General features: G+C 43.3%; 11 protein-coding genes. 1 reads left to right on the top strand and 10 read right to left on the bottom strand.

What is annotated here, in order from left to right:
- Positions 1-28: 28 nt before the first annotated feature.
- The 6 genes from JVX94_RS15810 to sigY form a co-directional block, all read right to left on the bottom strand.
- Complete coding sequence (locus tag JVX94_RS15810; protein WP_095409885.1) at positions 29-1,420, bottom strand: copper amine oxidase; 1,392 nt, start codon at positions 1,418-1,420, stop codon at positions 29-31.
- 123 nt (positions 1,421-1,543) lie between these two features.
- Entirely contained in the window at positions 1,544-1,657 is a 114-nt protein-coding gene (locus JVX94_RS19625) for a hypothetical protein (protein ID WP_223251037.1), read from the bottom strand.
- Between the two features lie 84 nt (positions 1,658-1,741).
- Positions 1,742-3,112, bottom strand: coding sequence for an NADP-specific glutamate dehydrogenase (gene gdhA, locus JVX94_RS15805; protein WP_111291606.1), 1,371 nt, complete (start codon positions 3,110-3,112; stop codon positions 1,742-1,744).
- A gap of 310 nt (positions 3,113-3,422) precedes the next feature.
- Entirely contained in the window at positions 3,423-3,635 is a 213-nt protein-coding gene (locus JVX94_RS15800) for a hypothetical protein (RefSeq protein ID WP_039182469.1), read from the bottom strand.
- Positions 3,632-3,943 carry a YxlC family protein gene (locus JVX94_RS15795; protein ID WP_048237798.1) on the bottom strand — a complete coding sequence of 104 codons (312 nt, stop codon included), beginning with the start codon at positions 3,941-3,943 and terminating at the stop codon, positions 3,632-3,634. The genes JVX94_RS15800 and JVX94_RS15795 overlap by 4 nt, the downstream gene beginning before the upstream one ends.
- Complete coding sequence (gene sigY, locus JVX94_RS15790; protein ID WP_095409886.1) at positions 3,940-4,473, bottom strand: RNA polymerase sigma factor SigY; 534 nt, start codon at positions 4,471-4,473, stop codon at positions 3,940-3,942. Before sigY ends, JVX94_RS15795 begins: the two co-directional genes overlap by 4 nt.
- A gap of 489 nt (positions 4,474-4,962) precedes the next feature.
- Here sigY and JVX94_RS15785 point away from each other — a divergent pair, with 489 nt between their 5' ends.
- The gene (locus JVX94_RS15785; protein WP_422674409.1) at positions 4,963-5,973 is read left to right on the top strand and encodes a pectate lyase family protein; all 1,011 of its coding nucleotides are present in this window, start codon (positions 4,963-4,965) and stop codon (positions 5,971-5,973) included.
- A 57-nt stretch (positions 5,974-6,030) separates the two neighbouring features.
- Here the strand turns inward: JVX94_RS15785 and cydC are convergent, their stop codons facing one another.
- The 4 genes from cydC to JVX94_RS15765 are packed head-to-tail and all read right to left on the bottom strand — an operon-like array spanning position 6,031 to position 11,908.
- The gene (cydC, locus tag JVX94_RS15780) at positions 6,031-7,764 is read right to left on the bottom strand and encodes a thiol reductant ABC exporter subunit CydC (protein ID WP_205183748.1); all 1,734 of its coding nucleotides are present in this window, start codon (positions 7,762-7,764) and stop codon (positions 6,031-6,033) included.
- Positions 7,754-9,490, bottom strand: a complete 1,737-nt coding sequence (cydD, locus tag JVX94_RS15775; RefSeq protein ID WP_205183745.1) for a thiol reductant ABC exporter subunit CydD — start codon at positions 9,488-9,490, stop codon at positions 7,754-7,756. The genes cydC and cydD overlap by 11 nt, the downstream gene beginning before the upstream one ends.
- Entirely contained in the window at positions 9,490-10,506 is a 1,017-nt protein-coding gene (gene cydB, locus JVX94_RS15770) for a cytochrome d ubiquinol oxidase subunit II (protein ID WP_205183743.1), read from the bottom strand. The genes cydD and cydB overlap by 1 nt, the downstream gene beginning before the upstream one ends.
- Positions 10,493-11,908, bottom strand: coding sequence for a cytochrome ubiquinol oxidase subunit I (locus tag JVX94_RS15765; RefSeq protein WP_205183741.1), 1,416 nt, complete (start codon positions 11,906-11,908; stop codon positions 10,493-10,495). The genes cydB and JVX94_RS15765 overlap by 14 nt, the downstream gene beginning before the upstream one ends.
- Positions 11,909-12,031: the final 123 nt, after the last annotated feature.

Here is a 12,031-nt window from a genome sequence, read left to right as displayed (position 1 = left end):
GCACGATTGTGCACGTTCCCGCCTGTCTTTATGAGTTAGAATTTGATGCCTTACGGCGAATGAGGAAGAATGCACCTGCCACGCCGCCTGCTAGGATCAAACTTGCGATCATTCCCGCAAATGCTTCATAGGACATGCCTAAAGGACCGGCTGTGCCTCCCATACCTGTTTTCGGCATTTCATTAGGCATGTTGGATTTGAACAGCTCGGGATGCTGATCAACAATTGCTGCTGCGACATCCTGTCCAACCATGAACATATGACCGTAAGCCTCTCTCACTGTCGGATAAAGCTGATCATATTCGCCATTATGATAAGACGTATATGTTTTGATCAGCTCATCAATATGTGTTTTCAAACCAGCCTCCAAATCAGCTGCCTTTAAACGTCCATCTGTTGCTTGATCTAGGAATTTCGCTTGCTTCATTCGATACGCATCTAAATCTTTGACAGCCTTTTCTTTTGCTTGATCATCCCCTGATGCATCCGCTTTGACATAATCAACTAAGTAACCGATATGGCTTGACCAAATGTCTTTGAATTGTTTTCCTGCATCCTTACCATAAACGGATGCAATCGCATCAGATAAATCATTTGTGTTTTCATTTAAAGCCGCTGCTGCTTGCTCAAAGTCCTTGCTGCCATCATTTCCTTTTTGCATGGCAACTACCGCAAGTGCCAAATGCTCTGAGAACAAGTAGTTTAAATCTTCACGAAGATCCGCTGCTGGTGTATCTACTGACTTTTTATCAAATTTCCCAGGAAATTGATCTGTGATGGCCCAAGACACGCCTTTTCCTACCTCAAACATATGATGAATGGATTTTCTAACCGTTTCATAGGTCGTATCAAAATCCTTTTCAGTGTAGCTGTCAAATGCTTTTAGCAGTTCATTCACATGCATCTTCAAACCTTCTTCAAGCTCACTTGCTTTTAGTCTGCCGTCTGTTGCTTGATCGAGCATATCGGCTTGTTTCATTCGATATTGATCAAGCTGCTTCATCGCTTTCTTTTTACCTGCATCATCTTTTTTCGCTGTGGCTTGTACATAGTCAACAAAGTAGCCGATATGACTTGACCAAATGTCCTTGAATTGTTTGCCTGCTTTTTTTCCATACACGGAGGCAATTGCATCTGATAAGTCATTCGTGTTGTCATTTAAAGCCGCCGCGGCTTGATCGAAGTCTTTACTGCCATCAATTCCTTTTTGCATCGTGATCACTGCTAAATAGGCATGCTCTGAAAACAGCTGATCTAGTGCTGCTCGAAGATCTGTTGCTTTATTTGACACCTCTTGTGACGAAGACGTCTTCTTCGCCTCCCCATGCATATGTCCTTCGTGCGCACTTGCGCTATGAGCCGCTGGGAATAGTAACGCTGCGCTCAGTGGAATGGTTAACATTGCTTTCTTCATGTTCATCTTTTATTTCCTCCTCTTTCCGTTTGTTATGTACTTAACGGAGAGATGGATGAAATGGATCATTCAATTCTTTTATTTTTTCTTACAACGCAGGATCTGTATGTTTGCATAAAAAAAGCCGGATTATCCGGCTGATACGTTACGACGTTTAGATGCTTTTCGCTCTTTATATATTTTTCTCACCAATGGGTAAATCACAGGTGCCCATTTGACAATTTGTTTCAGCCATTTTTTCATATTTCTCCCGCGCCTCCTTATTGTCATTCTTAAAGGACGATTCCCCATCTTGTCATGAAATAAACAGGTGCGGGAGAGCAGGAGTTAAATTACGCCTTGTGCGATCATGGCATCTGCCACTTTACGAAATCCTGCAATATTTGCTCCAACCATGATGTTCCCTGAGTGTCCATATTCGTCTGCTGTCTCTGTACACTGACGATAGATAGATTGCATCATCTGTTTCAGCTGAGCATCTACTTCTTCAAATGTCCAAGATATTCTTGCACTGTTTTGTGCCATTTCCAGTGCTGATACACCTACTCCTCCAGCATTGGCCGCTTTTGCTGGCGCAAATAAAATACGATTCTCTTCAAATACTTTGACCGCCTTAAGAGTGGATGGCATATTGGCTCCTTCTCCTACAGCGATGACACCATTTGCCACAAGCTGCTGTGCATGCGCCTCTGATATTTCATTTTGTGTTGCACATGGCAGTGCAATATCACAAGGAACGGACCAAATTTGTTCGCAATCTTCAATTAATTCAGCATGCGGGTGAATGTCTATGTATGCCCCAATCCGCTGATTCTCGACTTCTTTCAGCTGCTTGATGGTCTCAAGTGCAATCCCTTGAGGATCATAAATCGCTCCGCTTGAATCACTGCAAGCCACAACCTTACCGCCTAATTCGATTACCTTTTCCATTGCATAAATAGACACATTTCCTGAGCCCGATACAACAACTGAACGCCCTTCAAATTGGAGCCCATGTGCTTTCAGCATTTCCTCCATGAAGTACACCAGTCCGTAACCTGTCGCCTCTTTTCTCGCTAAGCTTCCTCCGAATCCAGGGCTTTTCCCCGTGAGTACACCCGCTTCATAAGCACCACGCATTTTCTTGTACTGTCCGAACATATAGCCAATTTCGCGTGCCCCTACACCAATATCACCTGCTGGCACATCTTGATCAGGTCCAATATACCGGCCGAGTTCACTCATAAAGCTTTGAACGAAACGCATGATTTCTCCATCGGACTTCCCTTTAGGGTCAAAATCCGATCCGCCTTTCCCTCCGCCAATCGGCATACCAGTCAGTGCGTTTTTAAAGATTTGTTCAAACCCTAAAAACTTGATAATGCTAGCATTGACGGTTGGATGAAAACGAATGCCTCCTTTATAAGGACCGATGGCACTATTGAATTGAACCCTAAACCCTCGATTGACTTGTACTTTGCCCTCATCGTCTACCCATGGCACTCGAAATACCACAAGCCGCTCAGGTTCAATGAGTCGTTCTAAAATGCCCTGTTTTTCATACTCTGGGTGCTTCGCAAAAACTGGGACGAGTGATTCTAGAATTTCTTTTACGGCTTGCTGGAATTCCTCCTCGCCGGGATTTCGTTTTTCCACCTCTTCTAACACACGGTGGATGTAGCTTTGTGCTGTTTGTGCTGCTCGATCTAAGGTCAACATGTCGCATCTGCCTCCTTGTAGATATCTCCACACATTTAATTGTTAGATTTTCTAACGCATATTGAGATTAATTTAACACCAATTGTAAAATCTGATCAATATTGATAACAGATGAAAATGATGCCGAATTGAGATAGATCAAGCAGCCGCAGCGATTGTCTTAAAAAGAAGCGCTCAAGGAATGACTTATGTGCTAGAAATGAACACGCGGATATTTCTCGTCCCGTTTTCTTTGACAAATACATGAATCATGCTGAATTTCTAGCTGGTTTTCCATTGAAAAAAGGGTCAAAAGTTTGATCGGATACACTCAATCTTTTCGGAGCTTTCCGCCTCTTTTTCGATCAGGTAACACAACACAAAGCCAATATAAAATAGAAGACGATGGAAAGTTAATGAGACCGACAATGCCCCAGAACCATTTGTAACGCCCTCTTTTCTTTGCATCCATAAATAAAAGAAAGCCCTGTGCAAACAATAACGGCAAGACGCACAATAAGATGATCATTTCCGTCTGACTCATAAGGAAGACCCTCCTTTGATATGTTGATATTCCTTGTAGCCAACAATAAAGCAGATGGGTACGCTCACTATTTGGAGAAGAATGAAGATGATAGGCAAATGGGTAATGGCAGCTGCAAAGAGTGCAAGAATGGTCAAACTGATCAGAATGTATGCCAGTACTTCTTGTTTAAAACGCCTTTTCTCTTGTTCCTTCGCCTGTTTCAGCATCATCATGACAGCCTGCTCACTTGGCTTTTCCACTTCAATTTGTTCGTCTAGCTGCCGCAGCTCTTCTTTTAAACGTTCGGTCAAACGATCTTCCTTCATAAATCCCACTCCTTTCGAATTTTCTTTAATCCATGATGAACCCTCGATTTCACAGTGCCTTCTCTCATTCCGAGCATTGAAGCAATTTCTGGATAGGTAAAGCCATAATAATAGTGCAGAATAATCGGTGCTCTCTCCTGAGCCTTTAATTCATTTAAAGCATCCCACATGTCATGCCATGTGTTCCCCTTTTGCTGAACTTCCCATTTAAAGCGGCGTATGGCCTCCTGATTCGCTTTTCCTTCTCTCATTTGTTCACGTTTTCTTTTCTTCTGGTGATCTAAAAATTGCCTAGATGCAATCGAAATGAGCCAGGTTGAAAATAAGGCATCTCCTCTAAATGAAGAAAGTTTCATATATGCTTTCAGCATCGTTTCTTGCATGATTTCCTCTGCCAGCTCTTGCTGAAGGGTCAGCTTCAACATATATCGGTAAAGAAAGGAATAGTGATGCCGATAAAGGGCTGTAAACGCGGCATCATCCCCCTGTTTTGCCCGCTGAATCAATAATGTCTCTTCTGTCTGCTCCAAACACGCCCCTCCCTTCTTTTCTTCTCTTATTCATGAGACGACACGGATGACAATATCGTTTAAAATAGACCTTATTTTTTAGCATATCTCCTATAATTCTCATTTTATATCCAATTTTTTCTTATGTAATGATTATGGCATTCCTTCTTCTCTAACAAAATGATGCGTTCGTAATCATCTTGATTTTCTACCAAACGGAGAGGCTCCTCTCCATAATCATGATGTCATCCTCATACCTATCGTCAATGGTCCTTATCTCATGAAGATGAAAATGAAATAATCATTGGCTTAGCTTCCTAGAAAATCATGGAATACGCTCCTTCTATTCTTAGCCGATGATACCTTTTTGCATGCTATGCTCTTCCTACATTCCAAATGAGGCGATGCTTGTGAAGAAAGGAGGATTGGTTGAATCACAGCTTATTTTGGGAACGTTTTCATTAAAAACAAAATAGAATGGAGATGTTGAATTTGAAGAGAAAAGTTCCAATGTTAGCCGGTGTGTTAGCTGTCGGTCTCGTCACTTCATTATTTGCACCAAACGGGGAGGCTAAGGCAGCAGCCAAATTCCCAGAAAGCCCTTCTATTATGGCCAACTTTAATCAACAAGGCTTCTCCACATTAAATGGCGGCACAACAGGCGGTGAAGGCGGTAAAACCGTCACAGTTAAAACTGGAAATGAATTATTGGCTGCCCTCAAAAATAAAGGAACAAACGAAAAATTAAAAATTGTTGTCGACGGGACGATTACCCCCTCTAATACATCAGCCAATAAAATCGATGTGAAAGATACGAATAATGTCTCGATTGTCGGTAAAGGGACGAACGGCGAATTTAATGGCATTGGCATTAAAGTATGGCGTGCCAATAACATCATCATCCGCAACTTGAAAATCCACCACAGCAAAATCGGTGACAAAGATGCCATCGGGATTGAAGGCGGTTCTAAAAACATATGGGTCGATCATAATGAACTGTACAACACATTGAATTCTGGGAAAGATGACTACGATGGTTTATTTGATGTGAAAAATGACTCTGACTACATTACCTTCTCGTGGAACTATGTACATGACAGCTGGAAAACAATGCTTATGGGCAGCTCCGATAACGATAACTACAATCGAAAAATTACGTTCCACAACAACCGCTTTGAAAACCTAAACTCTCGTGTACCGTCTATGCGCTTCGGGGAAGGACATGTCTATAACAACTATTATAAAGGCATCCTGACAACTGCCATTAACTCACGTATGGGCGCGAAAATGAGAATTGAACACAACGTGTTTGAAAACACCAAAAATGCGATCGGAAGCTGGGACAGCCGTCAAGTTGGAACATGGCATGTCATCAACAACTCGTATATTAACAGCACAGGCAGTCTGCCAACGTCTTCAACAGGTACGTATAACCCTCCTTATAACTACTCTTTGCTTAACGTGAACAATGTTAAATCAGAAGTGATATCAAATGCTGGTATTGGTAAAGTAAACCCTTAAACCACAAAACGTTCGGGCAGAGATTTCCTGTCCGAACGTTCTTGTCATTTCATTCATTTATATTGTAGAAAACGGACGATCCATTTCATACAGCTTTTGATAACGCGTGTTTTCTTTTAGTAAATCCTGATGCTGACCCTGCATCTCAATGCGCCCGTCTTCAATAAACATGATGCGGTCACACGCCTCACAGCCAGTCAGGTGATGGGTAATCCAAATAACTGTTTTCCCTTTTAACACACGGAAGATGGTTTCAAGCAATTCACGCTCTGTCCGTGGATCAAGTCCAACAGTCGGTTCATCTAATACAACAACCGGCGTGTCCTGCAGCAAAATCCGAGCTAACGCCATACGCTGTCTTTCTCCACCTGAAAATCGAACCCCTGTCTCCTGAACACCTGTATGATAACCTTCTGGCAAAGACTCAATGTAATCATGCAGCTGCACTTGTCTAGCTGCTTCTTTTACCTGTTCTTCTGTCGCCTCTGGAGACCCTAAACGAATATTGTTTAAAACAGACGTATCAAATAAATAAGGCTGTTGATTGAGCACAGACACATAGGCAGACACCTTCTCTTGAATGCTTTGAACCCGTTTTCCTTGAATGCTGACAGCTCCTTGGTTTGGAACGACTGCCCCTTCTAACAATTTTAAAATGGTCGATTTGCCTGCACCGCTTTTTCCTAAGAGCGCGAGTGATTCCCCTTGCTTTAGAGAAAATGACAGGTCTTGAAGGACATAATGTTGCGTGTCATACCGAAAGGACACTTGTTCAAAACAGACAGCTTCATCTTGAGAATTGGTTGACTGTTCCACTGCCTCGTTCTCAGTTTCTCCTTCATATGACTGCTTTTCATAATGATGTAATCTGCTGACAGCATGCTGGTAGACGGGAATATCACCTGCCGCATCTGACAGTGGAAGAAAAGCTTCTGTTAATGGAAACAGCACAAGTACAAAGGCTGCAATCAGTGTGTGTGACATGGATCCTGACTGAACGACGGAGCCGCTCCAATACACGACAAGCACGACAGCTCCCCCAATCAAGAGCTGTGCAAAAAATTGACGCACGCGGATAAATCGATGTTTGGCTGCTTCAAGCGCTAACAGCTGCGCTTCTTTCTGTTCATAACCATCCACAAAATCTTTCTGCCTGCCGCTGAACAGCCAGTCACTAACGCCCATGACTGCATCTGTTAAATGGCTGTACAGCTCATTTCTGCCTTTTTTCATTTGAATTTGTCTTGCCCGGTTCACAAGCACTGTGACATATGGGAAAACGAATACGAGAAGTGCCATATAAAGCAGCATTAGTCCAGCAAAAGGCCATGAGAAAAGGCCAAGTGCTCCAATGGATGCGGCATATAAAAGCAGTGCACCGATAGATGGAAAGATGGTTTTTAAATAAGCGTCCTGCAATCTCTCCACATCATCTGACAAGAGACCAAGCATTTCACCTGTCCCCAGCTTTGTTTGTTTGGCACTACGTTCAGCCATGTCATACAGGCGTACACGCATTTTTTCAATCATTGTCAAAATGAGCTGATGGCTCGCCAGCCTTTCTGCATAACGGGCAGCAGAGCGCGAAATACCAAAGGTACGTACAGCCACGATTGGGACGTAAACCATTAATATATTTTCAGGTCTTGTTGCAGCTTTTGAAATGAGAAATCCCGACGTATACATCAGCATAGAAGCAGAGAATACCGCAATGGCTCCTAAAAATAAAACCAAGGCAAACAGCTTTTGATTCTCCTTGATATAAGGTATAAACCAGCCTTTACTGACCATGTGTGACCGCCCCCATTTGCTCCTGTACCAATTGATAATACACGCCTTTTCTTTGCATTAATGATTCATGTGTTCCCATTTCTGCGACGGTCCCTTGATCCATGACAATGATTTCATCCATGTCCGGCATCCAATGGAGTCTGTGTGTCGCTAAGAACACAAGTTTATGTTCAAACAGTGGAAGCATTGCTTTCTTCAATTCATACTCTGTTTCAATATCGAGATGCGCCGTTGGTTCATCTAACAGCATAATGGACCGCTGGCCCAGCACCGTTCGCGCAAGCGCAATTCTTTGTGCCTGTCCGCCGCTTAGCTCTCTTCCCTGTTCTCCAATGACTTCATCCAAGCCATTTGGCAGCTGCGTAACCAGCTGAGATAAGCCAGCCTCATGCACAGCTCTTTCCACTTCTTCGTCTGTTGCATTCGGTTCATAAAAACGAATGTTTTCTCTTAATGTCATGTGAAATAAATAGGGATGCTGCGGCATATAGACAACTTCCTTTTGCCATTCCTTCATCTGTAAATGAACAAGCGGCTGGCCGTTTAGTGTAATTTGACCCGAAGACGGTTCAACAAAGCCGCCGAGAACATCGGTTAATGTCGATTTTCCTGAACCACTGGCACCAATGATGCCGATTTTTTTCTTCCCTTTGACAGTCAGATCCACATCCTGAATGGAATAAGGGGCATGTGCATCATGCTGAACACAAACATCCTGCAGGGTGAGCACGGATTGTTCATCCCACTTATTCAGCTGCACAGATTGTGTCTCCTGCGCGCGGAAGCCCTTTTCTTCTAAAATGACCTGCATGGCTTCATTCGCTTCTTTTCCATTTAACGTCGCATGATAATCATTTCCTACTTCACGTACTGGCAGGAAATACTCCGGCGCCAGCATAAGCGCCGTCAAAGCCGGCAATAACAGAAGCTCTCCTTCAATTAATCGCAAGCCAAGGAAAACAGCGACGGTTGCAATCGATAGCATGGAAAAGAAATCGAGGGCAAATGATGACAGAAAGGCGACCTTCAGTGTGCTCATCGTCGCTTTTCGATATCGCTTTGACACTTCCGCAATATTACGGGAGTGTTTTTTGCTGATCCCTAAGTAACGCAGCGTCTCAAGCCCGCGGAGAGAGTCAGTAAAATGATTGGATAATTTCTCATACGATCTCCATTGTTTGGCCGCTTTACGCTGAGCAACAAGGCCTAACAAAATCATAAAAATAATTAAAATTGGCAGTGTCACAATTAAAATGACGGCTGATGTTTCATCTAATGTCCACACATAGATAAGGACCATTGCCGGAATGACTGCCATGTTCACCATTTTCGGCAAAAACAGCTGTAAATACTGACGGTATTGAGCAATTCCTTCCATTGCTAATGTGACAAGCTTTCCTGTCCCTTTTTTCTTTGCAAAGGCAGGCCCTAATCGAAAGAGTTGGTCTAGCAGCTGTTTTCTGACGTCTGCTCCAATTCGGGAAGAGTAGGTAAACATGACCTTCTCCCGAATCAAGGTGAGACCGTGCCGCACAAGAAAGGCAGCAAGAAACAGCAGGACATAAGGCGTTGCCTGCGAAAGGCTTTTCCCGTCAAACAGCGTGGTAATGGCATGTGCCAGCCACTGTGCTTGGAAAATAATACTTGCTCCTTGGATGAGTGACACAATACCTAAGAGGGCAAGAAGCCCTCTCATTCCTTTTAATTGAAGCAAACGTTTATCCATTAGTAGGTCATTGGCTCCTTACCGCTTACACGTTTACGGAAGACGTAATAGCTCCAAATTTGATACCCAAGCACAAAGGGCAGCAAAGAAACGGCAACAATCGTCATGACCGTCAGTGAATAAGATCCAGATGCAGCGTTTTGAATCGTGAGATCAAATGAATGGCTGATTGAACTAATCATGACGCGCGGGAACAACGCAGTGAACAGCATGGACACCGTCACCATAATGCCTGCGCCTGTGAATAAGAATGTCCAGCCATCGCGTTCTTTTTTCATAAAGAATAGTGCCGCTACGTAACAAACCACAATGAGGACAGTTAAAGGGATTGTGATGATCGGACGCACGGTATAAATGTCTGTTTCAAGAATAGACACACCAACAAATAGAACAAGAACTGGTAGTGCAATCAGTAAAACAAGCTGACCGAGCTTTCTTGCACGATCTCTTAGATCACCCTCCGTACGAAGTGTGACGAAAATCAATCCATGCAGAAGACAAAGAACCGTCACAGCTAACCCGCCGATCACTGAATAAAGATTCACAAAATCCGTGAAACCAGCGTACATGTTCATGTCTTGATCAATTGGCATCCCGCGTAAAATACTCGTGAATAACACACCGAGCAAAAACGGCGGAAGCAGACTGCCAAAGAAAATAATCCAGTCCCACGTCTTAATCCAAGAGGCTTTCTCAACTTTCCCTCGGAATTCAAAGGCGACTCCCCGCCCAATGAGCGCTAAGAGGAGAACCGTAAACGGAATATAGTATCCGCTGAACATCGTGGCATACCAGTTAGGGAATGCAGCGAAAATAGCGCCGCCAGCTGTAATCAGCCAGACCTCATTCGCGTCCCAGAAAGGGCCGATCGTATTAATTAAAATGCGGCGCTCGTGCGCATCCTTTCCAAGCAGCTGCATGGACATCCCGACACCAAAATCAAATCCTTCTAAGAAGAAAAATCCAACAAACAATACTGCGACAAGAATAAACCAAAGCTCGTTAAGATATGCCATGATATGCGCCTCCATCAAATGGATCTGTAGACAGGTCCGTTTCATCCTTTTGATCTGTATTCCCTTCAGAATGTGCACCTTTTTTAATTTCTCGAATGAATAAGTAGGCAAGCACAATGGCAAGAATCAGATAAATCGTCGTAAAGCTAATGACTGAGAACAACAGCATGCCATACGATACGTTTGGTGAAATCGATTGAGCCGTCGTCATCATCCCAAAGACCGTCCACGGCTGACGCCCAATTTCGGTCATGATCCAGCCAGCTGAGTTCGCAATAAACGGGAACGCAATCATCCCTACCATGAAGCGTAAATACCATTTGTTCTTTTCGAGTTTCTTTTTAAAGCTCAAGTACAAGCCAAGCATACTAGCAAAAATCATCAGCATTCCGGCACCGACCATGATTCTAAAGCTCCAGAATGTTGTTTTCACTGGTGGGATATAGTCTCCAGGGCCAAACTTGGCTTCATATTCTTTTTGAAGTGTCAGCATACCTGGAACATCTCCACTGAACTTCGAATAAGCCAAATAACTTAAGGCAAACGGAATATTGATCTCCGCAGAGTTTTCTTTTTTATCTGTGTCAATGTTGGCAAATAGTGTCCAAGCCGCTGGATCTCCACTATCCTTCCAAAGGGCTTCACTTGCTGCCATCTTCATTGGCTGTGATTTCATTAAGTGCTTCGCTTGATCATGTCCAGAAAACGCTACACCTAAGCCAGAAATTAAAGCGAGGACCATCGCAATCTGGAATGATTTTTTGAAAAAGGCAATTTCTTGTTTTTTGATCATTTTATAGGCACTAACGCCTGCAATAAAGAAAGCACCTGTTGCCAGCGCACCAAACAGAACGTGCGGGAACTCAACCCAAAGCTGCGGGTTCGTCACAAGAGCGCCAAAATCATTCATTTCTGCACGGCCATTTTTAATGGCAAATCCAACTGGCTCCTGCATAAATGAGTTAGCGAGTAAAATCCAAAACGCCGAAAAGATCGTACCAAGGGAAACAAGCCAAATGCACAATAAATGAATCTTCTTCGGCAGACGATCCCAGCCGAATATCCAAAGTCCAATAAATGTAGATTCAAGGAAAAAGGCGAGCAGCGCTTCAATGGCAAGCGGTGCACCAAAAACATCACCGACAAACCTTGAATAATCTGACCAGTTCATCCCAAACTGGAATTCCTGCAGAATCCCTGTTACCACACCTACTGCAAAGTTCAGTAAGAACAGGTGACCCCAAAACTTCGCCATCTTTTTATAGATGTCTTTTTTCTTGACGACATAAAGGGTCTGCATCAATGCAACGATAAACACCAAACCTATTGACATAGGAACAAAAATAAAATGAAATAATGTCGTTGAAGCAAATTGAAATCTTGCTAAAAACAGCTCACTCACAGCCTTACATCCTCCCTTACTTTCACATGCCGAACGATTCATGCTCACCATTTCACAAAACATTCACTATTTGTTCAATGTTTCACAAATAAAAGTCCATTTGAAATGGTTCACTCGGTGAAA

The sequence above is a fragment of the Bacillus sp. PDNC022 genome, from assembly GCF_016919285.1.
Classification (GTDB): Bacteria; Bacillota; Bacilli; order Bacillales; family Bacillaceae; genus Bacillus; species Bacillus safensis.
This window is presented reverse-complemented; position numbering and strand designations above follow the sequence as displayed.